Origin of the sequence: uncultured Shewanella sp., from assembly GCF_947497935.1 — a bacterium.
Taxonomy (GTDB): Bacteria; Pseudomonadota; Gammaproteobacteria; order Enterobacterales; family Shewanellaceae; genus Shewanella.
The window spans coordinates 71,482-94,453 of the sequence record NZ_CANMIO010000013.1 but is presented as its reverse complement, the minus strand read 5'-3'; the positions used below and the strand labels follow the sequence as shown (position 1 = coordinate 94,453).

The 22,972-nt window shown below is 44.1% G+C and carries 19 protein-coding genes; 10 read left to right on the top strand and 9 right to left on the bottom strand.

From position 1 onward, the window contains the following. Nucleotides 1-162 precede the first annotated feature (162 nt). Nucleotides 163-726, top strand: coding sequence for a DUF4136 domain-containing protein (locus tag Q1A86_RS14930; RefSeq protein ID WP_299807954.1), 564 nt, complete (start codon nucleotides 163-165; stop codon nucleotides 724-726). A 103-nt stretch (nucleotides 727-829) separates the two neighbouring features. Here the strand turns inward: Q1A86_RS14930 and Q1A86_RS14925 are convergent, their stop codons facing one another. Then, the gene (locus Q1A86_RS14925) at nucleotides 830-1,708 is read right to left on the bottom strand and encodes a LysR family transcriptional regulator (RefSeq protein ID WP_299807953.1); all 879 of its coding nucleotides are present in this window, start codon (nucleotides 1,706-1,708) and stop codon (nucleotides 830-832) included. Nucleotides 1,709-1,792: 84 nt separating this feature from the next. On the opposite strand from Q1A86_RS14925, the gene Q1A86_RS14920 reads away from it, so the two are divergent. From Q1A86_RS14920 to Q1A86_RS14905, 4 genes are all read left to right on the top strand, one after another. Then, nucleotides 1,793-2,206 carry a PACE efflux transporter gene (locus Q1A86_RS14920; RefSeq protein ID WP_299807952.1) on the top strand — a complete coding sequence of 138 codons (414 nt, stop codon included), beginning with the start codon at nucleotides 1,793-1,795 and terminating at the stop codon, nucleotides 2,204-2,206. A 224-nt stretch (nucleotides 2,207-2,430) separates the two neighbouring features. Beyond that, nucleotides 2,431-4,347: a TonB-dependent siderophore receptor gene (locus Q1A86_RS14915; protein WP_299807951.1), complete on the top strand. Its 1,917-nt coding sequence runs from the start codon at nucleotides 2,431-2,433 to the stop codon at nucleotides 4,345-4,347. 292 nt (nucleotides 4,348-4,639) lie between these two features. Then, entirely contained in the window at nucleotides 4,640-5,233 is a 594-nt protein-coding gene (locus Q1A86_RS14910) for an OmpA family protein (RefSeq protein ID WP_299807950.1), read from the top strand. 29 nt (nucleotides 5,234-5,262) lie between these two features. Next, on the top strand, nucleotides 5,263-6,087 hold the full coding sequence (locus Q1A86_RS14905; RefSeq protein ID WP_299807949.1) for a mechanosensitive ion channel domain-containing protein: 825 nt from the start codon (nucleotides 5,263-5,265) through the stop codon (nucleotides 6,085-6,087). A gap of 93 nt (nucleotides 6,088-6,180) precedes the next feature. Here Q1A86_RS14905 and Q1A86_RS14900 read toward each other — a convergent pair whose 3' ends face one another. Beyond that, nucleotides 6,181-6,819 (bottom strand): trimeric intracellular cation channel family protein, encoded by a 639-nt coding sequence (locus Q1A86_RS14900; RefSeq protein WP_299807948.1) that lies wholly within the window; start codon nucleotides 6,817-6,819, stop codon nucleotides 6,181-6,183. Nucleotides 6,820-7,156: 337 nt separating this feature from the next. Here Q1A86_RS14900 and ltaE point away from each other — a divergent pair, with 337 nt between their 5' ends. After that, the gene (ltaE, locus tag Q1A86_RS14895) at nucleotides 7,157-8,173 is read left to right on the top strand and encodes a low-specificity L-threonine aldolase (protein ID WP_299807947.1); all 1,017 of its coding nucleotides are present in this window, start codon (nucleotides 7,157-7,159) and stop codon (nucleotides 8,171-8,173) included. A gap of 92 nt (nucleotides 8,174-8,265) precedes the next feature. Here ltaE and Q1A86_RS14890 read toward each other — a convergent pair whose 3' ends face one another. The 3 genes from Q1A86_RS14890 to Q1A86_RS14880 all read right to left on the bottom strand — a co-directional run bounded on the left by Q1A86_RS14890 (nucleotide 8,266) and on the right by Q1A86_RS14880 (nucleotide 12,452). After that, nucleotides 8,266-9,120, bottom strand: a complete 855-nt coding sequence (locus tag Q1A86_RS14890; protein WP_299807946.1) for a hypothetical protein — start codon at nucleotides 9,118-9,120, stop codon at nucleotides 8,266-8,268. 141 nt (nucleotides 9,121-9,261) lie between these two features. Then, nucleotides 9,262-10,857, bottom strand: coding sequence for an alkaline phosphatase (locus Q1A86_RS14885; protein WP_299807945.1), 1,596 nt, complete (start codon nucleotides 10,855-10,857; stop codon nucleotides 9,262-9,264). 89 nt (nucleotides 10,858-10,946) lie between these two features. Next, a complete protein-coding gene (locus tag Q1A86_RS14880; protein WP_299808039.1) occupies nucleotides 10,947-12,452 on the bottom strand; it encodes an alkaline phosphatase in 1,506 nt (501 codons plus the stop codon). 288 nt (nucleotides 12,453-12,740) lie between these two features. Between Q1A86_RS14880 and Q1A86_RS14875 the strand changes: the two genes are divergently transcribed. Next, entirely contained in the window at nucleotides 12,741-13,109 is a 369-nt protein-coding gene (locus Q1A86_RS14875; protein ID WP_299807943.1) for a hotdog domain-containing protein, read from the top strand. A gap of 116 nt (nucleotides 13,110-13,225) precedes the next feature. Here the strand turns inward: Q1A86_RS14875 and Q1A86_RS14870 are convergent, their stop codons facing one another. Next, nucleotides 13,226-13,450: a hypothetical protein gene (locus Q1A86_RS14870; RefSeq protein WP_299807941.1), complete on the bottom strand. Its 225-nt coding sequence runs from the start codon at nucleotides 13,448-13,450 to the stop codon at nucleotides 13,226-13,228. A 697-nt stretch (nucleotides 13,451-14,147) separates the two neighbouring features. After that, nucleotides 14,148-14,294 (bottom strand): hypothetical protein, encoded by a 147-nt coding sequence (locus Q1A86_RS14865; protein WP_299807939.1) that lies wholly within the window; start codon nucleotides 14,292-14,294, stop codon nucleotides 14,148-14,150. A gap of 524 nt (nucleotides 14,295-14,818) precedes the next feature. On the opposite strand from Q1A86_RS14865, the gene Q1A86_RS14860 reads away from it, so the two are divergent. Then, a complete protein-coding gene (locus Q1A86_RS14860; protein WP_299807937.1) occupies nucleotides 14,819-17,179 on the top strand; it encodes a cytochrome c3 family protein in 2,361 nt (786 codons plus the stop codon). 186 nt (nucleotides 17,180-17,365) lie between these two features. Next, nucleotides 17,366-18,721: a winged helix-turn-helix domain-containing protein gene (locus Q1A86_RS14855; protein WP_299807935.1), complete on the top strand. Its 1,356-nt coding sequence runs from the start codon at nucleotides 17,366-17,368 to the stop codon at nucleotides 18,719-18,721. Nucleotides 18,722-19,241: 520 nt separating this feature from the next. Here the strand turns inward: Q1A86_RS14855 and Q1A86_RS14850 are convergent. Beyond that, nucleotides 19,242-20,543: an NAD(P)/FAD-dependent oxidoreductase gene (locus tag Q1A86_RS14850; protein ID WP_299807933.1), complete on the bottom strand. Its 1,302-nt coding sequence runs from the start codon at nucleotides 20,541-20,543 to the stop codon at nucleotides 19,242-19,244. A 416-nt stretch (nucleotides 20,544-20,959) separates the two neighbouring features. Continuing rightward, complete coding sequence (locus Q1A86_RS14845; RefSeq protein ID WP_299807931.1) at nucleotides 20,960-21,322, bottom strand: cytoplasmic protein; 363 nt, start codon at nucleotides 21,320-21,322, stop codon at nucleotides 20,960-20,962. A gap of 455 nt (nucleotides 21,323-21,777) precedes the next feature. On the opposite strand from Q1A86_RS14845, the gene Q1A86_RS14840 reads away from it, so the two are divergent. Beyond that, nucleotides 21,778-22,935, top strand: a complete 1,158-nt coding sequence (locus tag Q1A86_RS14840; protein WP_299807930.1) for an efflux RND transporter periplasmic adaptor subunit — start codon at nucleotides 21,778-21,780, stop codon at nucleotides 22,933-22,935. Nucleotides 22,936-22,972: the final 37 nt, after the last annotated feature.

Sequence of the window (22,972 nt, the reverse complement as noted above, 5' to 3'; positions counted from 1 at the left end):
CATAAAAAGGTTGTTGATTGATAATCATTATCATTAGAGCTGACGCCTATGTCAAGAAGTCTGACAAGAGTATTTACCAAAATTGAGTTGTAGATTAATAAATAGCTCTGTAAGCTGGCTTAATAAGTGCTCAAAATATAAAAGATTATGGTTGGAGATAAGATGAATAAGTTATTGGTTATCATTGCTGCGTTAGCATTAAGTGCATGTAGTTCACTTAAAACAAGCTCGGATTATGATCCAGGTGTAAACTTTTCAGAAGTGAAAACCTACGCTTGGGTAGAGAAGAAAACAGCTGATGCGACATACCATTTAGATGGCCTAATGGATCAGCGCGTTCGTAAAGCCGTTGACGATCAACTGGAGCTTAAAGGCCTATCTAAAGCCGATGTTGGTAGCGCAGATGTATTAGTCAACTACCTAACTAAAGTTGATAAGAAAATTAATGTCGACACTTTCAACACCAACTATGGTTATAACCCTTATTACGGTCCAGGCTGGGGCTGGGGTGGTGGCGCTGGTCACACGCAAACCACGGTACGTGAATATGAAGTGGGTACTTTGATCCTTGATTTGGTTAATGCCAAAACAGGTAAGCTTATCTGGAGAGGTTCAGTCGCCGATACGATGCGTGATAAAGATACCCCAGAAGAGCGTGTAGAAGTGGTTAATGAAGCGGTAGGGGCATTATTACTTAACTACCCACCAAAGCCTGAAAGCAAGTAAGCTTTTAGTTATGGAGCTTTAGTCACTGAGCTATCAGTAAACAACAAGAAACGGCCAAATGGCCGTTTTTTTTATGTCTTATTGCTTCAGATGCAGATTGGTATTATTTCAGTAAGCCACGCAGTAACACTCTGAGCTGACGATTAAACGGGTTATCCAGTCGACTCTTATGTTGAATAACATCGACGTTAGCTTGCCAACCCAGTTGCTCGAAATCAATTTGAAGTTTACACAGTTGTCGAGCCTCAATGGTTTCTTCGCAAAGATGCAGTGGCAGCAAAGCCCAACCAAAGCCAGCTTTGGCGAGTTCGAGTAACATGTAGTAGTTATCGGCATGCCATACATCGGGTGAGTGTGGCGTATTAAACCAACCTTTTTGCTTTTCTTTAGAGCCAATGATGAGTTGTCGATGCAGCTTAAGCACGTCGATATGGGATGAGGTTTCTTGGGCTAGAGGGTGCTCTGGGTTCACTAATAGCTCAAACTGGACGGCGCCTAAGGATTCAAAATCTAAGCTATGTGGATAGGATAACTCGCTAAACACTATGCCCAAGTCGGCTCGTTTAGTATCGACTAGGTGAATAATATCTAAACTGGAAGCACAAAATAGTTCAAGCTCACACTCAGGATATTGAGTCGAAAGGCTCTTCAACAGTGCCGTGAACTTGTCATAGGGGATCCCTTCATCGACGGCAAGAGTAAGCTTTAAGTCATCTTGTTTGTCTAGTGCTTGCACCTGCTGATTAAGGCGTTGATGCTGAGCTATGACGGCTTTGGCTTGAGGCAGCAGCTGTTCGCCTGCGCGTGTCAAAATGGGGTATCGATGACTTCTATCAAACAGTGTCTGGTTGGTATCGATTTCGAGATTAATAATGTGTTGGCTAATCGCAGACTGAACCTTGCCAAGCTTTCTGGCCGCAGCCGAAAAAGAGCCCGTTTCGACGGTCGTTACAAATGAATACAGTTGTTCAATGGTCAACATATCAGTAAAGGTGATGGTATCTAATTTTTATGTATCGTAGTTAAAGATGATAATGGCTGCAACTTAACTTTAGGGCTATTTATCATGACAGTTAAAGACAGAATCATTCACGCTATTTTATTTGAGGCTATTGCCTTAGCGATTATCGTTCCTGCGGCGTCAATGCTATCGGGCACACAAGCAACTTCTATGTTGGCGGTAGGCGTTGGCTTGAGTCTTTATACCGTTGTTTGGAACTACTTTTATAATATCTGGTTTGATAAACAGTTCGGTAGCGACAGAGTCAATAGAGGCCTCAAGATGCGCATAGGTCATACTTGTGGTTTTGAAGGTGGGCTGATCTTTATAACTGTACCTGCCATCGCATGGTTTTTAGAGATGACGCTATTGCAAGCGTTAGCAATTGAAGCGGCATTCTTAGTCTTTTTCTTCTTTTATGCAGTGGCATTTAACTGGTGCTACGACAATATTAAGCTCAAAATGGTGAGTAAGTATTAATAAAGCCGCGACTTTCAGAAAGTCGCGGTTTTTTATTTGGTCGTTATTTAATCTTGTCTGCACTTATGGTAGGAGAGATTAGAGTGGTAATACTTTTTTTAAATTCGTCATACTTTTGGCTTATGAATTGATCTTAATCAGATTCCTTTAAATGATGGGTATATATAGTCCGTGTTGAAAAAATGAGCTTAAACATTTGCTTATCACTATATGGACATACAAAAATGCATTACAAACTCAAACTGCTGGCCCTCACTTTATCCATCGTTTCACCTTTCACATTTGCAGATGATATCGAGAAAATCACCGTTCATGGTGTGCAATATCACGATGATGGTACGTATACTAATGTCTACCTAGGCAGTGATGTGACGATTATCAGCAATGAGATGATCCACGCCGCCGGTGGAGTGGACATCAATAAAATCTTAAGTCAATTCGTTCCGGGCTTGTTCGCAAATGGACGGGCCGGACGCCATACCGATACTGATTACTCGCTACAAGGTAGCCGACCGCAAGATATTTTGTGGCTTTTGGACGGTAACCGTCTAAATAACCGTCTTTATGGCTCGACTTATACCGATAGTATCAATCCTATGTTGATTGAGCGTATCGAAGTGATCAAAGGGCCTCAAAGTGTGCTATTTGGTTCTGAAGCAATTGCGGGTGTCATCAATATCATCACTAAAAGCTATCAAGGCAGTGACTCAGGAGAGTTGAGTCTTGCTGCTGACACGCTTCCCAGTTATGACCTTTCAGGTTTTGTCAGCAGTGAAATTGAATCGGTGCAATTGAGCTTAGCTGCTAGCTCCAGTCAATCTGAAGGTTACGCGCTTTGGCCCGATGAAGAGTATTCACCCACAGCCGCGCTAGATAAAGAGCGCGGCTACCAAATGAATAACTTGAATGCGAAACTCCGTTGGGCGCTAAGCGATAATCAGCAGCTGACGGTTTTTGCCCAATACAGTGATGGCCTGCTTGAGCGGCCCTTAGCTTATGATGCGATTTTAAGTGAGAACCAGCGTAAACAAACAATTGCATATGCTGATTGGCAGTTACAGGTGACAGAACAGTTGCTGCTGCAAGCTAAAGTCAATTACCAGCATTGGGACTCTCGCTACAGTGAAATTACTCAAGATGAAAAGGGTAATGCGGCAGTGACATATTGGAAGCAATATTGGGGCTTTAAAGAGTTGGGGGCGACGGTGAGTGCTAACTATCAGACACAAGCTGGGAGTCAGTGGGTGTTAGGTGGACAGTATGAGGAGTATGAGGGGGCTGATGAGGTTATGCTATTCACTGCAGAAAAAGATCAAACTTACTCCTTATTTAGTCAGTATCAACCCCATATCGATGCCTTGCCAGATACACAACTGTCGGTTGGTGCTAGGGTCAATCGTTTAGCTAATGATGAAACCATCTGGGTGGGTAATTTTGCTCTGGCTCATGATATTGCACAAGATCTACAGTTAAAAGCCAGCTTAGGTAATGGATATCGTCAACCTACAGCTTCAGAGCTGCATTCTCAAGTGGGAACCCTTGGTAATGCCGATCTCGTTGCTGAAACGAGCCAAAGCGTCAATTTAGGGCTTCAATATCAAGGTGATATCTCGGTAACTGTTGATGGTTACTGGCGCACTATTGATAACCTAATTGAGCCACGGGCGCTTAGTGAGGTTGAATTTATTTACGACAATCTCGATGCCCGTGTTGAAAGTTACGGTATCGACTTACATCTTGTCAGTGAGTTATCTGCGCAGTTATTAATGGAACTTAGTGGCAGTTATGCCTCGGCTCAAAGACAAGACACTGGGGAGCAGGTTGAACGGATCCCTGAATATACTGGGTTTGCAAAGCTTAGTTATGATCTCAATGACGACATCTCTATTTGGGTAAGTGGTCAGTATGTGGGAGAGTTTGTTGATTATGGACTGATAGCTGGGGATTACCTATTAGCCAGTTTCGGGATCCAAGCCTGGATCACGCCGATGCAAGAGCAACAAGTGTCACTGACCATTGACAACCTATTTGATAGTGAAGTGACTCAAAGTATTTTTAAGCATGGTCACAAGGCTGAATATCCTATTGCTAGCCTAGGCGCACCGCGTACATTGCAGCTGCAGTATCGTTATCTCTTTTAGCCTTGACGGCCGGCAGGGTCAGGATAATAACGTTGACTGTCTTAAGCTCGTTTGAGGTAATTCAGAATAGGTTTTAGTCGCTAAAATCGAAAAATAGTAGATTTTAGCTATGCTTGTGTTGTTTAGGTAGTCAGTCTTGCTGTGTTTTTGTATTGATTAGGTTAATATATTGCGACTTGTAGTTTGGCTGTTTGCCGTAGATTGTAGTTGTGACTGTAACTTTTAGGGTTAAACATGATGCTGGTGAAACGAATAGCAGCAGAGTGTAATGCTAATTAACAGGTAAAAGTTTATGGCGAAGTTAGCACTTTTTGTACTAGTTGCCTCGTTTGCGTCGGCAAATATACTCGCTGCACCTTGGCAAGATAGTGATATGGATGGTGTGCCGGATCGCAAAGATGCGTGTGGCGATACGCCGCCTCAAGTCGCTGTCGATGCGAGTGGCTGTCCTAAGTCTGGCATGACTAAACAGGGCATAAAGGTGATGCCTCAATTATGTCTCAGAACAAGTCATGCACAGTGGTATCCGGAAGGCTGCTCTGACACCGAATTGTCATCTGTGGCAGTTAGGTTTGAGTTTGCAAGGGCCGATGTATTGTTATCACAATATCAAGTGCTTGAGCGATTAGCACGTTGGCTTAGCTCAACGAATGTGATTTTGCAGCTTGTAGGGCATACCGATTCAGTAGGGGAGCCAGATGTTAATCTGCAACTATCACTTGAACGAGCAGATAAAGTAAAAAAGTCATTAGTCGAGCAATTTGGATTTGCTGCTAATCGATTTCAGATTAAAGGCGTGGGGAGTTTGTTTCCTGTTGCGACAAATCAAAGCGCGTACGGGCGAGCACTCAATCGACGTGTAGAGTTTGTAGTTATTGTTCAATAGTTATTTCTTAAATTTGATGGAGTATATAAATGGATAACTTGCAAGGGTTAATGGAACAAGCACCTGAGTTAATCGTGACTTATGGCATGAAGGTTGTTTTTGCCATTATCATTTTTGTCATCGGTAAGTTCCTATCGAATGTTGCAAAAAAACTGACAACCAAGCTGTTGAATAAACGTAAAGTTGACAATACGGTTGTGTCGTTTGTTGCCAATATCGCTTGGGCTTTAGTATTTGTATTTACCATTGTCGCTACACTAGGGCAGATTGGCGTACAGACCGCATCTTTAGTTGCTGTGATTGGTGCTGCGGGTTTAGCGGTTGGTTTAGCGCTGCAAGGCTCGCTGTCTAACTTTGCTGCGGGGGTATTGATGGTGCTGTTTAGACCTTGTCGCGTTGGTGACTATATTGAAGCAGCTGGCATTGCGGGCACTGTTGATGAAATTACTATTTTCTCGACTCGACTACTTACGCCAGATAATAAGGTTGTTATCGCACCCAACTCGGCGATGATGAATGGCAACATTGTTAACTACTCAGCGATGGAAACTCGTCGTTTAGATTTGGTGATTGGGGTTTCTTATGACGCTAATCTTGCAGAGACGAAAAAAGTATTAACTAATATCCTTGATAACAGTCAGTATGTACTCAAAGATCCTGCATACACAGTGGCAGTAGCTGAGTTAGCAGACTCATCAGTTAACTTTGTCGTTCGCCCATGGGTCAAAGGCTCTGATTACTGGCCAGCACATTTCGAAATTCTAGAACAGATCAAAATTGCATTAGATGAAGCAGGTATAGCTATTCCATATCCGCAGATGGATCTCTATGTAAAAGAAACCCCAGCGGCTTAATTTATTCATTGATTAAAGCGTTGTGATTGATACGAAAAAGGTCGGCATATGCCGACCTTTTTCGTGTTTGTAGATAATGGTTAATGCTGAAGGTTAATGAGCGTTATCCGACTGATATTGATAGTCAAATTTAGGCATTGACCACTTATAGCGAATGGCTAGCATTCTGAAGCTAAATCCAAAGGTCAATGATATTGAAAGGTTCAGCCACTCTGGGACGCCATAAAATTTCATTGCAACATAAGCCGCGGCTGTTAGTAGTGCAACTAATGCATAAAGTTCTTTCTTAAAGATAAGTGGCACTTGATTACAGAGAATATCGCGGATCACGCCGCCAAATACGCCAGTTACCACGCCCATCACAATCGCAATCTCAGGACTAAAGCCTAACATTAAGGTCTTCTGTGCGCCGATAATCGAAAATACAGCTAAACCTATCGCGTCGATGGCGAGAAACAGCTTAGATAAGTGACGCATCACTGGAGCTATCATCACCGTAAGCAAAGAGGCGGCTGCAATCGCTATCAAATAGTGGACATTTTCAATCCAGATTAATGGGTAGTTACCGAGTAAGATGTCGCGCAATGTGCCACCACCAATCGCTGTAACACAGCCTATGATGACTACACCAAATAGGTCCATCTGTTTTTTACCAGCAGCCAGTGCACCTGTCATTGCTTCGGCCAAAATACCGATTAACCATAAAAAGCTGATAACTTTAACTTCTAACATAATATGCACTAGCTAAATAAAAGGAGGAGGATTTTGCCTCTTTTTAGGCCGAAAATACAATGATAAAAGTTAAATTATCGCATTACATTTTCTAATGGTTGTTTTGTTGTTGCTTTGCTTTAACCCCTTTATTTGTGCGTAATGTCTATTTTTTACTATAAGTTATGCGTTTGAGGTGTTTTCATCTTCATACTAATTGTTGCTTATTTGTTTGATTTACACTCTAGGCTTCGTTTTTCTCGATTGTAAACTTAAGTTTTTTTCTGGTAGTTGGCAGCAGGCCACAGTAATATTGCCTGTGTTTGATAATTCCAGATCTAGAGACTTGAGGTTAACAATGATTGATTTTCGCAGTGATACGGTCACTAAGCCTACGGCTGCCATGCGCAAAGCTATTAGTCAGGCTGAAGTTGGGGATGATGTTTATGGCGATGATCCAAGTGTTAACTACCTTGAAGATATGGCCGCAGAGATGTTTGGTTATGATAATGCACTATTTACCTCTTCAGGGACTCAAGCAAACTTACTTGCCTTGATGGCACACTGTGAGCGCGGTGATGAATACCTATGTGGGCAGCAAGCCCATAACTACAAGTTTGAAGGCGGTGGCGCGGCGGTTCTGGGCAGTATTCAGCCTCAGCCGCTAACAAACCAAGCTGATGGCAGTATCTTATTAAGCGATATTGAGGCAGCAATTAAGCCGGATGATATTCATTTTGCTCGCACTCGCTTGTTAAGCTTAGAAAACACCATTGGCGGTAAGGTTGTGCCGCAAGAATACCTCGCATCGGCGCAGGCATTGGCTTTCGAGCGAGGCTTGAAAATACACTTAGATGGTGCGCGTGTAGCGAATGCAGCTGTCGCACAAAATATTCCAATGACAGAGATTACTCAGTATTTCGACTCGGTTTCAATCTGCCTATCTAAGGGGTTATGTGCGCCAGTAGGCTCAATATTATTGGGTGATGAGCGATTAATTAATAAGGCGAGACGCTGGCGTAAAGTGCTCGGTGGCGGTATGCGTCAGGCTGGAATGATAGCGTCTGCAGCAACACTTGCCTTGACCGAACAGGTTGAACGTTTGGCAGAAGATCACGACAACGCAGCCTATCTTGCCGCTGAGTTATCCCATATCGAAGGCTTTGAAGTTGATATGTCATTGGTGCAGACCAATATGGTGTTTGCTACGGTGAGTGACAAGATAGATCCTAAAGCTTTGGCCCTCGAACTCAAGGCTAAAGGCATTTTATTGAGCCCAGGTAAAACGATTCGTTTCGTGACCCATGCCGATATATCAAGAGCCGATATCACCCGCTTTATCAGTGAATTAAAGGGATTGCTCACCCGCGGTTAATCCTTTCTTTAGCTAATTAATGAATAAAAACCTAGGCCATGGCCTAGGTTTTATATTTAGTTTTTTTGTTTTGGGCTAAAGTGCGTTACCCCTTAATGCTGGTGGCCCGACTCTCCACCTGAAAGCTGATTGCCTTGGCTGTCATAGAAGCCTGTACTGCCATGTTGAATAAAGCCCTGATGGATCATCTTGGCGATAAAGGGATCGGACTCATTGTCACCCACATCGGCAAAGTCCATATCTCTATATCCGGAAATTAAACTGGTAAAGTCGTCATTAGAAAGCGCTTTTAGCGCCACTAACTGATAACTGACTTTGTTGCTATCTTGCTCAACTTCCATTGCAACATCCATCGTGACGTCCATTGCGACAGGTAATGCTATTTTGTCAGCCCAAACAAGTTTGAGTAGGCTATGGTGTAGTACAGTTTGATAGCGATTGGTATCGATACATCCAAGTGCTGCAATTTGATTTTCTCTTTCATCAGCAAATGCTTGATTTGCTTGTTCACTCTGAGTGAGTTTGTCGATAAGGCTTGTTGATACAAGATGATTTAGCTGCTCAAAATCGAAGTGCATATTGAGTGAGAGTAAATCACCTTTACGATAGGAGATTGAACGCTGCTCGTTAGGGAAGTAACGTACGTATTCGCCTTGTTTATTCCACATTTCAAAACTCACGGGGCTGCGTTGGTAGATCACTTTATCTTTGTTTCTGAGTAAGGTCATTGTGCTTTGCTGACCCGATGCATGCTTTACGGTGTAAGTCGCGCTCAGGTGGTCGGTATCAATGTCCTTGCAGTCAAGTTCAGTGGCATTAGCCGCCGTGAGACTTGTTGTGCAAAGCATGATGAGGCTAGTGAAAACGGCAACTTTGGAACTCGACTTTTTGGTTAGGCTGGTTTCGGCCTGAACATCAGTTGATTGCGGCAAGAATGAAAATAGCATATTTGCTCCTACTAGGGCTTATCAAGGCAAAAAGTCTGAGATAACGACCTAGATGAAATTGGATAAAGTGTTTCTAAACTAAAGCCACCGAGTGAGATCTCGATGGCTACTAGCTGCTTTGGCGTGCTTTAAACTCAGGGGTTATTGAGCCGCTTCGGCTTTTTCGACTAAGTTACCAGCATGGTTCATCACATGAAAAAGGTGGTTTTGTTCAACCGTGCCTTGCACTAAGTGAGCCCCTGGACCGCTTGCAAAAATACCTACGTCTTCACCTGCATGGGTTTCGCTGCCTAGGGGCACGAGTGCCTCTTGATGGAAACCTGCACTTTGAGTATCGACATAATTTAGATCGAAGCGCCCAGGCGCCGCAGCGTAGCCATAACGTTCATCTCCGCCGGCTTCCAAGTTGGCGTAACCAAGACCGTTGGCATAACCGACCGTGGTGTAAGGTAAACCATTGGCATCGGTTGCATTGGTCACAATAGGCAATCCGTCAGAGCCGTTACCTTTCACTAGGCCTAAGATAGGGTTGCCGCGAGTAGGGTAGCCTGCAATGGTAAATACATGACTGTGATCCGCTGTAACCATTAACAGCGTATCTTTTTCAGAGGTTTTTTCCATAGCGATGCGTACCGCTTCAGACAGTGCGATAGTGTCGTGCAATGCTCGAGCAGCGTTGCCAGCATGGTGAGCATGGTCGATGCGCCCAGCCTCTACAATCAGCACAAAGCCCTTATCGTTTTTCTGCAAGATATCGATAGACTTAGCGGTCATTTCGGCCAGTGATGGCTCGCCTGTGACGCCATCTGTAGTGCGGTCTAGCTCATACTCCATATGCGATGAGTTAAATAAGCCAAGAGCATGGTCGGTAGTGGCAGGATCAAGCGCTAAGAACTCATCTCGGCTCGCCACATAAGCGGCGTTGGCATATTTTGTTAGCCACTCCGAGGTGAGATCGCGGCTATCTAAACGCTTACCGTTTTTACCTTCTGGATCAGTGAGAGTGGTTGGAATAAAGGCGCGACGACCGCCGCCCATGACCACATTTAAGCCTGCGCCGTAATCAAAACTGAGCAGTTGTGATGCAATATCGCTGCAGCCATTAGTAATTGCTTCTTCAGGCAAGTCTGCGTCACTCTCCCAATTACGTTCGGGTGCATGGGCATAGGTTGCAGCTGGTGTTGCGTGGGTAATACGCGCCGTAGAGACTACGCCTGTCGATAAGCCAGCCATTGCTGCCAGCTCAAGCGAGGTGACTAGGTTTTGCCCACTGGTCGAGGCGCAGTTACCGCGAGTCACGCCTTCTGCTTGTGAAATGACGCCCACATCGGTTTTAACGCCTGTCACCATAGCTGTCATGGTGCCAGCAGAATCTGGTGTTTGGCCATCGACGTTGTAGGTTTTGGCTAGACCGACATAAGGTAAGGTTTCAAACGACAGCGAGTTTTCTTCACCAGTTTGGCCTTTTAATTGTCCTTCTAGGATGCGCGCCGCTGTTACGGTTGATACGCCCATGCCATCACCCACGAATAGAATGATGTTCTTTGCCGCGCCAGCTTCATTATTGACGTTGAGCTTTTGTGCTTTCGTGACACGGGATTGACCGTCAAGGAACCATTGGTTGACCGCTGTCCAATCTTGACCATGGTTACCATCGGCCCCTTTATCACCATCATCGCCACAAGCGGCTAGACCCAGGATAGCTGTAATTGATAGTACCAGTAATTTCTTGTTCATTTTAAACTCCGTAATGGGTACTCGTGCTGACTGCTTTGTCAGTGAAAGTCAGTCGTTAATTCGTACTGCTGATAATGAGTACTCATGGTTTAGTATTTGCTGCCACCGAGTGATTGGGCTTGGTTGATGATGTGGAAGATAACGTTTTGCTCCATTACCCCCTGAACGAGATCTGAACCGGGGCCAGTTGCGTGCAGAGTAATATCTTCGCCTGCGTGAGTTTCACTGCCCATTGGCACGAGTGCCTGTTGCATAAACTCTTTATCTTGGGTGTCGACAGAGCTTAAGTCATCGCGAATACCGACCACGGCGCCAGGGCCATTGGTGTATCCAACAGTGGTATAGGGCTTGCCATCTTTAGCAATTGTCACGTTGCCATCGACTCCGTGTACTAGACCTAAGATTGGATTACCACGCTTTGGGTAACCCGCGATGGTAAATACATGGCTGTGGTCGGCGGTGACCATGATTAGGGTTTCTTCTGGATTGGTGTTTTCAACTGCTGCGCGTACAGCATTTGAAAGCTCTACCGTATCCATCATGGCGCGATAGGCGTTACCAGCGTGATGGGCATGGTCGATACGACCCGATTCCACTATTAATAAGTAGCCTTGCTCATTCTTATTGAGTAGCTCAATTGATTTGGTGGTCATTTCGGTAAGTGACGGTTCACCAGCGGTGTCATCGCCACGGTCGGCTTCATACTGCATATGGGATGAATTAAACAAGCCAAGTAGATGGTCGGTTGAGGCTACATCGATTGCGTCGAATCCTGCTTTGTCCCACACATAAGCCGAGTTACTCAGGTTGTCAGTCCAAGACTTTGTCAGATCTAAGCCATCTTCACGGCGACCAGACTTATCTTCACCGTCGGTCATCTCTGTGGGAATAAAGTTTCGACGGCCGCCACCTAAGGCGACTGTTAGCGCATCGCTTGCATCACGCATAACCAGTTGATAGGCAATATCCTTACATCCGTTGGTTATGGCTTCAGCGGGAAGATTTGAGTCGGCTTCCCAGTTACGCTCAGGTGAGGTGGCATAAGTTGCAGCAGGCGTTGCGTGAGTAATGCGTGCGGTACTGACTATGCCGGTTGAAAGACCTTTTGCATTGGCTAAATCGACTAAGGTAACCAACTCATTACCCTTCGAAGACAGGCAGTTTGCTCGTAAGCTAGTATCTGATACCGATAACACACCAGCCTTAGATTTAACGCCTGTTGCCATCGCGGTCATGGTGCCTGCAGAGTCTGGGGTTTGTTGATTGGTGTTGTAGGTTTTAACCAGTGCCGTCTTGGGAAATTGTTCAAAGGTTAAGAAGTTTTCTTCTCCGCCTTGATTGCCCATTTGCTGCTGGCCCTCAAAAATTCGCGCTGCGGTGAGAGTCGATACGCCCATGCCATCACCAACAAATAGAATGACATTTTTAGCTTTTGTTGCAGTCGTTTGCTGAGCTTTGTCACTGACAAGCTTGGCGCTATCTTTATACCATTGGCTGTCAGTTTGACTACTGGGTAATACAGCGGCATTGGCCGCGATAGTTGCGAGACTACAAGAGATAATCACAGCTATTCTTTTGATATTATTCACTATTATCACCGTAAGTTAGTATGGTTTATATAAGATTTCCTTGTGGCGAGGTGATTGTCGGGCAAAAGTATGACGTTAGTGAGTCGGATTTGTGTCGGTTTTATTGCGGCGTTAAATCGGGGTGATTGACTAGCTCATTAAGCGCGTAAATAGCGCAAAGTAGCACCAAATGAGTGCGCTAGTTTAGGTGTTAGGGTTAATGGCTTATCGTAAGTGTATGATTTTAAGTGTGATGATTTGTTGGTATTTAATTTGCTATCACTAATTAAGTATTTAACTTTTGAGGTGTAAATAATGAAATATTACAGTCGCCGTTTTATTAAACCTGAGCATCTAAATCCAGCCAATTTTCTGTTCGGAGGACAATTGCTAAGTTGGATTGATGAGGAGGCTGCCATATTTGCTGGCTGTCAGATGAAGAGTCAGCGGCACGTCACTAAAATAATGTCAGAAATCAATTTTATGGCGCCAGCGAGACAAGGAGATGTTATCGAGTTTGGCCTAGAGTTGATAAGTGCAGGAGCAACGTCTATCACAGTGAGCTGTAAGGTGCGTAATAAGCTGACACATCTGCCGATTGTCAGTATCGACAAAATCGTATTTGTTCATGTAGACGAGAAAGGCTTGCCTGCAGAGCATGGAATGCGGGCGAATGCCGCATAGCGGCTCAGGGCAGATAAAACGAAGGCCCAATATTCATTATTGAGCCTTATTTTTATCTCAAGCTAAATTAACAAGGGAAAACAGGGCGAGCATCGCTGCCTTGTTGCCATTCAGTATTAGTCTTCGCTAAGATCTTCTTTTACAGAGGTCACTGCATCTCTAGAGGCATGTCCTATAGCACGAGTGGTATCTCGCGTGGCGTGGCCAATATCTGTGGTCACCTCTTTGGTCGTATGGCCAATTTGACGCCCAGCATCTTTAAGTTCTGCACAACCTGTAATGGCCAAGCTGCACAATAGTGCGCTAATTAAAGTTAATTGTTTCACTGAATGATATTCCATTTCTTATTAGATAGCGGGCATATTGCCAGCAATTTATAAGTAGCGCTAGGGCAGAGCATCACGTTATCAGGGTAGCCTTCTAATAAAGGCTGATTATATTTTTTGTTTGGTGTTACTAAGTCGCAGTTTCTAACTTGTAGCTTCATAGCTATCAATCGCCTCCAGCGGGGTATGTGCAGACACTGCTGCGAGACGCTGTACTTCTTTATAACGGAAAGTATCCCTATACGCTCTGCGGTTTCATCCCTGAAACCGAAGCCCGCAGCCGTATCTACACGAGGTAATTGGTGCCTTCATTTAGGCGGAGTGGTTTCAGCTCTAACTTGGAAATGCCCCAAAGTAAGTTAGCCTTTGAATGAAGGTTCATTACATTTTTTATTTGTATAGTTGCTATGGGGTAGCCCGTTTGAGCTTGTAGCTGAGTCGCTATTAATCGCCTCCAGCGGGGTATGTGCAGACACTGCTGCGAGACGCTGTGAATATGTCCCTATACGCTCTGCGGTTTCATCCCTGAAACCGAAGCCCGCAGCCGTATCTACACGAGGTAATTGGTGCCTTCATTTAGGCGGAGTGGTTTCAGCTCTAACTTGGAAATGCCCCAAAACGTATTTACCTTTAATAAAGGTGAACCCAATCGCCTGCAGCGGGTGCTGGACAGGATGTCCGAATGTCGTGATCACATGGTCAGTGATGTTCCCTACATCATAATGACATTTCCCATATCCCTATGGGTCAGATGTGAAGGAGCGACCGTATGTGCAGACACTACTGCGAGACGCTGTACTTCTCTATAACGGACTCGGCCATGACGAATAGCATCCCAGCTAAAAAGCCAGTTCGGCATCCATGCCTCTCGTTCGAGAGCTTGATAACTTCCTTATCTCTCACCAGAACATGGACGGTCACGGCCGTATCTACACGGGGTAGTTGGTGTACTCATTTAGGTTGGTGTTGCTTGATGTATAACGCGGAAATGTCCAACGATGAGTCAGTTAAATGCTGACATACCTATGCCAAAAACGACTTTAGCACTCGAAAGGGGAGTTAAATGATTTTCTGCCGAGTCTGCATTCTTGGGTGAAATCCTAGTGATTGGTAACAAATCAGGGTTTTGTTAACTATTGTCAGCTTAAAACGTGCTAACAATCACATGAAATTAGTGTGGTTTAACATCTGTTTTTTCGTGTCGTTACATTTTGCTATCTTTTTTGTTACTCACGCTTCACCTCTCTCGAAAGTTATGCGGTATACCTCTCAAGAGGTAACTTTGTCAGAATTGCAATCGAAGTCATCACACTAAATCACTCACTAAACGGATAAATTTCACTTGCCCCAATAAAGAGGGCTGAATATAAGTGAGTGGAATTGATGATGAAAATATTCGATATGAAAGTTGCAACACTAGCAACCCTCATCGGGTTAGCGTTAAGTGGTTGTTCCGGTGATGATGGAGCAAATGGTAAAGATGGTGAGCCTGGTACACCGGGTAAGCCTGGGATCCCTGTTGCGACCGATGCAACAGCTTTAACGGTTGCTGTTGATAAAGTAGTAGTGGGTGCCCAATCCGATGTTACTTTTACAGTAACTAATGAAAAAGACCTACCGGTCGTTGGCTTAGAAAAGTTTGGCTTTATGTTGTCAGGCTTAGAGCAAGGAACTGCAGGTGATGCTAACAACTGGAAACTATTAAGCTCTGAAGCGTGTCCAGCGAGCAAGTATTCTAAATGTGGCAGCTTAGTTGATAACCAAGACGGTAGCTATACATATAGCTTCAACAAAGATGTAACCAGCGAGTCTGCTTTTACTATTACTGATGAAAAGACGCTAAGACTCGTACTCAGAACGGGTGGCGAGGCGGTTGGTGCCACTGAAATTAACTATGCCAACATGCATTATGATTTCAGAGGTGAAGGTCTAGAGCCGCTCTACAGTAAAAATGTGGTTAATAACCAAAACTGTGAAAGCTGTCATGATGACTTTACTATTCACGGTGGTAAGTACACTGAAGTAGAAACTTGTGTGTCTTGCCATACTGATAACAAAGTCAGTGATATCAGCAAAGTTTTCCCTATGCTAGCTCATGAAGCTCATATTGGTGTGATCTCTGCACCTGTTGGTGGCTGTGATAACTGTCACTCTGAAAATGAACAAGCGACTGACTTTGCAAACTGGAAGAGTGTACCAACTCAGGAAACCTGTATTACTTGTCATGCCGACGTTAACTTCAAAGAAGGTATTGGTCACTGGCCATATGAAGATAATGCGCAGTGTGCTAACTGTCATACATCAGACACCCTTGAAATGGTTCATCTATCTACCTACAAAGGGCAGAATGAACGCCGTGAAAATCTGCACCTGACCGTGACCGAAGCTAAGATGGTTGATGCGCCAGCAGCACAAGCCAATATCGATGCAAACTTAGATACCGATAAAACGGGTTACGTACAGTTGACCGTCGATATCTTGGATAAAGATGGCAACAGCCGTAATGAGCAGCTAGATCTAGTGAAGTACATGTACTACGCCGAGTTCTACATCAACTGGGGTGGCCAGGATATGGGCATGGATCGCGGTAAAGTACTGCGTGTTCATACCAACAAAGAGAACTTCCCTGGCTACGTTGATGAGCCAGTTGTACTCAACTACGAAAATGGCAAAACCACCTTTGAGATCGGCCCATTCAACCTTGAAGATAACTTCGATGGTGACTTAAACGATAGCTATGGCATGGTGACACCACGTATCTGGTTCTGTATCGATAAAGATGGTGAAACTATTCAAGACTGTGATGGCAAGACTGATTGGAGTAATGGTGCTGCAGGTTATAACTGGCAACACTTCTTCAATAAAGAGGGTCTGCTAGAAGAGCGTCCACGCCGTCAAATTGTCACGAATGCACTTTGTGGTGATTGTCATGGCACAACGACTTCTGAAGATGGTTTTGTGCAGATGACGCTTAACTGCCGCAGCTGTCACTCAGTGGTTAAGAATGATAGCACCTACTTTGGCACAACTTGTGCCTCTGGCTCGGTTGATTCAGATGACGATGGTGCTCTAGACCCTATGATCATGATGAAAGATCTCATGCCACGTGGTGAGCGTGATTGGACAACGGCATCGAACGCTGCTGAAGAGTGTGTTGCTTGCCATAACGCCAACAACATGCCAACTCAAGTGATCCGTAACTCACAAACTAAGCAAGGTGATGAGGATTACATTGAGCAGTTGACCATGAGCCACCCTGATCAAAAGGTATGGATCCATGCTATGCATGCTAACAACCGTGCCAACCAAAGCGGTGAAGGTTGGAAGCGTAATGTTGAGTACTCAGCAGATCTAGCTAACTGTGCTAAGTGTCATATTGAAGATAGCTTCGATGCTAAGTACCTAGTGGGTCGTAAGCCATTAGCGCTGGATCTTGATTACATGGATACCTATGACGGTCTTGACCCTGCGAATGGTAAAGACACCAGTGGTAACAAGCGCTATGCGGTCGACGCTGTTGCAGACGCCTTCGTATCACCTACCGCGGCAGTATGTTTAAGCTGTCATGGTAAGCGTGCTGCTGAAGAGGGTGAAGATCGCCGTCAGGTGCGTAAAGACGTAGTTAGTCATATGAAACAAAACGGCGCTCAGTTTGGCGTGGAAATGGGTCAATACACTGGCGAAGAGTCATGTGCGGTATGTCATGACCTCAATAACCTGAAGGAATCTCATAACCTCAAGTAAAGTTCATCTCCCTGCATATTTTGGCCCTAGCATTTTGCTAGGGTCTTTTTTTAACAGGGTCACAATTATTAACAAAGTCTCAACTCTTTTTCTAAAACCTTTAATCGGGTCAGGTTAAAAAGAGTGTTAAAGACATAGAATAACCTAGGGGAAGCTACAGGGATGGTAGGAAGTAGAGGTTAGCTTGTGAAAATTACCGAATTTTTAATTATAGATTTAGATGCAAGAGATTTAGTCGATCTGCGCACGACAGAACGGCAGGCTCTTTCTCTTGCTGAATTAGAAGTTTTAAAATGTTTAGTCAGCCATGTCGGTGACGTTGTAAGCAAAGAGCAATTGAATACAGCGGGTTGGCCTGGGCGTGTTGTCGCCCCGTCATCTTTAACGCAGTGCATGAGCAGTTTGAGAAAAAAACTGGTGGCACAAACTGATATCGAGCTTAAGAATATTCCGCGTTACGGCTATAGTTTGTGTATCGTTGATGAACACGATGTTTGCATTGATGAAACTAAGGCTGAGGCAGTATTAACAGCAGTTCAGCAACAGACTGAAGAGGATGATGCACTTAAGAGTAAGCGTCTTAATATCGAGCTAGCAAGCCGCCTACTATGGTCAACGCTGGTTATCTTGGCAGGCATTATCATCTCTATGCACTTTTCTGGTGGATTGAAAAAGGCTGTCAATTACATTGCGCTTCTGGCCAAGCCTCAAATTGCCGCTATCACAACTAAAAACATTGAGTTTAATCATACCTCTTCTTTAGTCAGTAAGGTCTTCTTAGATTCACAGCAAAGCGAGATAGCTCAACAAGCGACTAGTGTAGATGAGCTGATTGCTAACTGGTTTAATTATGAAAGTGTGTTACCAGCTTCCAGTGAAAAACAGCTATTTACTTATGATAATGGTGAGTATGAATCAGTAGCATTGTGTAATGATTTTGACAGCACTTGTAGTGATAGGCAGCCACTTAACTTAGTGAGGACGGCTGATGCGCCAGTCACCCCGCTAGATATTCAGTGGTTGGCAGACACTAAGCTCAGAATGGAGCAGGTTACCTATAACAAGATCTTGCTCGACAAGTTTGAGACAGAAAATAGCGGCGTGGTTGAGGATGTTTATCGAGCGGATGTTTACTACTACTCAGATACAAAAAATGTTGTCAGAGCTGACGTTAGGCTATCGATGATATTTGACTCTGATAACCGCGGCAAGCTGGTGGCTGCTGCTTGTATAACTGATGATATGCTCAGAGAGATCTCAATAAGGTATCAATTTAGCGGTGACTTTAAACTCAAGCAGTCTCTTATTGATGGCAAAGTCGTAAAAACATTTCTAGTCGACGTTGATGAACGCAGCTTTACCAGTCCTCAGCAAGTGTCCAAAGAATCAGCAACGATTTATAGAGAGATCCGCAAAAACGTTTTACAGAATGAACAGATGGTGATCAGACAAGTTTACCAAGATGAAGATAGCGGTGTATGGATGTTACCGCTCTGGGGCGAGACTATGGTGTGGGCCCATAGAGAGCAAGTCTCGCTTTAGTTTAATTGCGTTGGAAAAATCTATATCTAGCGAAAGAAAGCCATAAAAAAACGCACTCATTTGAGTGCGTTTTTCATTTCAGCATTATGCCTAAGCAAATTGATTAGTGCTTGAACATTGAAATGTGGGGCCAGAGTAAACTTTTAGTGAACTCCATATATTTCCTAATCCCACGGACTCTTTTGCACTAAGGCTTTAATACCCAATGACGAACTAGAGCTTTATTTATAACATTAAACGCTAAAGATGATGCTGTTTTAACCTAGTGTAGATGCGGCCGTGATCGTCCGTGTCACGGCAGTGTCTGCACATGCGCTGGCCGCAGGCCATTGGAACCACTTTTGTTGAGGGCCACTCTTAGCCTGAAGATATAGAGAGCCTGAAGATATAGAGTCTTTGTGGATTTTTCATCAAACGAAGTTTGATTTTTTAAGTGTCGCAGAACTGAGAAAGCCAACTCAAATTGGCAAAAAATGTTGCTGGTTCTATACCAGAATACCAGCAACATTCACAAAGCTTATTAGTGCAGCTTTAGATGTGGGTGTACGATTCGGCTAATGCCTTTAGCAAACATCAACAAGGTACCTTTGATTGGACCGTGTAGTTCAATCAAATGTCTTCTATACAGTGAGGTATAGACGAAGCGGGCAATCTTACCCTCAACCATCACGCCGCCTCCCATGAACGACATCAAGTTACCGACAGTATGGAATTTAGATAGGTTAACTAAAGAACCTAAGTCTTTATAAACGTAGTTGTTTGAAGCTGGTTTACCCGCTAACAGTAGCTTGATATTGTCAGCTGTCATCAGTGCCATCTGGCGTGCTGATTGGCCGCGTGGTGGCACCCAGCTGCCATCTTCTTGTGGACAAGCTGCGCAATCACCAATCGCAAAAATTGCTGGGTCGCGGGTGGTTTGCATGTTTTGCTGCACCATGACCTGATTAATGTGGTTGCTCTCAAGGCCGCCAATATCTTTTAGAAAATCAGGCGCTTTAACACCGGTAGACCAGATAACCATATCAGATGGGATAAATTCACCTTCAGAGGTATGCAAACCTTCTTCTGTGACTTGATTAATGCGGGTGTTGGTCATCACGTTGACACCAATACCTGTCAACTCTTTTGCAACAGAGGCTGAGATCTCTTCTTTCTCGACTTTTGGCAAAATACGCTCGTCGGCTTCAATTAGGGTGATTTCGAGCAGGCTGCTATCAATTTTATAGCCAAATCCACGCAATTGATCTACAGCATGGTGCATCTCTGCAGACATCTCGACACCCGTTGCACCAGCGCCAACAACGGCAATTTTGATTTTATCATCAAGCTGGTGATGGCTTGCATAGCGCATGAACTTGTTGAGCAGCATGGTACGAATTTCCATGGCTTGTTCTGTGCTATCTAAAAATACGCAGTGGTCACGCACACCGGTAATATTGAAGTCATTGGCGATACTGCCAATGGCGATAACCAGATAGTCGTAGTCGATATGTCGAGCGGGTAAAAGTTCACGGCCTTTTTCGTCATTGATAGGAGCCAAAACGACTTGTTTAGTATCTCTATTTAGGTCGGTCATTGCGCCTTGCTGAAAGTGATAGCCGTGGCTTGCGGCATGGCCGCGGTAACTTATCGCATCAATGCCAATATCTAGCGCACCAGTTGCGACCTCATGCAGAAGGGGTTTCCAAATATGGCTTTCAGCGCAATCAATTAATGTGACTCTGGCTTTGCCTTTGCGCCCAAGTTGGTGGCCGAGTTTGGTTGCTATCTCCATTCCACCAGCGCCGCCACCTACGATGACAATATTAGGCATTTCATGCATGAGTTTTATAATCCTTAAATTAGATTAAAATGTAAAATAAATATAGGTTCAACTTATTCTTCAACAAAGCGTAAACACTTTAAAAATAGTGCCTTAGGTTTGCTTGTTAATTGTTCTATATACAGAATAGTTGAGACAAGTAAGCGTAAAAAGTGTAGCAGCAGATATTAAAAACGGCAATTAGATACCCGATTAGTAAAAAAGCGATATAAATACAATTTTCTAAGGTTATCTAACTGAAAGTTAATGGGTTTTCTTCTATCGGTCGGGATGTTTATTCGCTGTTTTTGAACAAAAGCTAATCGGTGATTTGTGAGCTGGGTATGGAGAGGTGTTGAAAAGTGTGAACTGACTCAGTTTAAAAGCTGAAGGTAAAAAGGCGGCATGCTTTAAAGTTTAAAACATGCCGTCAATTATTAGAGTTTGCTTAAGCGAGACTTATAGTCGTCGATAACATGTTCCATGATCTCTTGCACCGATGTGTCTTTGGTTTTGTTATCCATAAACACTTTGAAAGTCACCAGTGCATGCTTGTCATCTTTAAGACGATCATTTTGCATGGCGAAATAGGCTTGTTCCTGTTCACATTCTCTGACGACAAAACCTTCATGTTCAAATAGTCGGTTGCCAGAATGGCCGTGCCACTTAGTAATTCTGTCTAGTGCGATTTCGCAAGAGCGGTTTAGCTCAATATGATTTCGCCAGCTTGTTGGGTGTGCAGGATCCTTAATGTGAGGGCATCGGACTGTGTAGTTGTATACATGAGAAATTGCTGTCATAAATTACCTACCTGTTCGCTGAGACTGATGCCATCTTAAGCATCGTTTTTTATCTTGGTCAACCACTTGAGTGGCTTGAGCGTACTTAAATCGGTCTAGTTCGAGCATTGATGAGTTAACTTTATCCCCATCATTTTTATAGCGTCACGTGATAACACTCAGTTAAAACCTTAGTCGCTGTGTCTATTGTTTACCATGACATTTAACTCAATAACCTTGTTCCAGATCTCACTTTTATCGATGGAACGAAACTAAGTAGTGGCTTTGGCTAATAAAGCATCAGTTGAAGTGTCTGAGCGTTAGTTTGCTAAATTTGTTGGCCAAATCCTTCTGCAAGGTACCTATATGTTAATTAAGTTGTTATTTGGTTGCTAAAGAGTTTCTTTTGTTGGCGGGTTAAGCCTATAATTTCAAGATAAAAATATAGCGCATATCCCACCTATCAGGAGGCTTAAATGGCCGGTTCATCAGTTTCAAAAGTTAAGTTGTGGATGTTAATTCTTAGCGTCACGGCAATCTCTGCTTGTGGTGATGCCCCAGCACCGCAGCAAGCTATGTTGCCGAGTGTTATTGTTAACACGGCACATACTGAGGTGATTACACCTAAATCGGAAATTGTTGGTCGAACTAGAGCATCTGAAGATGTGATTATTAAGTCACAGATTCAAGGTCAGCTGCTCAAGCGTACCTTTGTTGAGGGGGATGATATTACCGCAGGCGATCTGTTATTTGAAATCGATCCATCGACTTATGAAGCGGAATTAGCCCAACAACGGGCAGTGCTTAAACAGGCGGTAGCATCGAGGGATGTGGCAGTCATGAATTGGGAACGTGGTCGTCGCTTATTACCTGATGGCATGATCAGTGCTCAGGATATGGACGAGCTAACCAGTCGTAAACTGACGACTGCTGCTGGTGTGGTTCAAGCCGAAGCTGCAGTTCAGTCTGCAGAGCTACAGTTAAGCTATACCAAGGTTTATGCGCCAATATCGGGCCGCATAAGCCACTCAAAAGTCAGTACTGGCGACATCATTACCCCGCAATCAGAAATGGCGAGCTTAGTGCAACTTCAACCTATGTGGGTTAATTTTCAAGTTGCAGAAAAGAAGCTGATTTCAGCCCAGCAAAACTTTTCTAAGGCTGTCGAAAAAGACGTCAAAATCACCGATATCGTTATGCGTCTTAGACTCCCTAACGGCACCATGTTTGACGAGGTTGGTTATATCGACTTTATCGGCAACCGTGTAGATGCCGCGACAGGAACTTTGCCTGTTCGAGCGACCTTTAAAAACAATGACAAGCTGATGTTACCAGGACTGTTTGTCACGCTAGTGATTGAATCTCCAATTACTGAAAACGCATTACTGATCCCCCAAGCTGCGGTACAGGAAGATCAACAGGGGCGCTTTGTGATGGTGCTTAATGACCAAGATGAAGTGCAAAAGCGGGTCGTTGAACTCGGTGACCGTTTTGGGGTTGAGTGGCGTGTATTGAGTGGTTTGGAAGATGGCGAGCGTATTGTGGTCGAGGGGCTACAGAAAATTCGCCCAGGCATCAAGGTTAACCCTGTAGAACAAGAAGTTATTCCTTTCAAAGAAGATGAAAAATCATAGTCGGAGCAGACAAAATGAATGTTTTTATTCACATGAG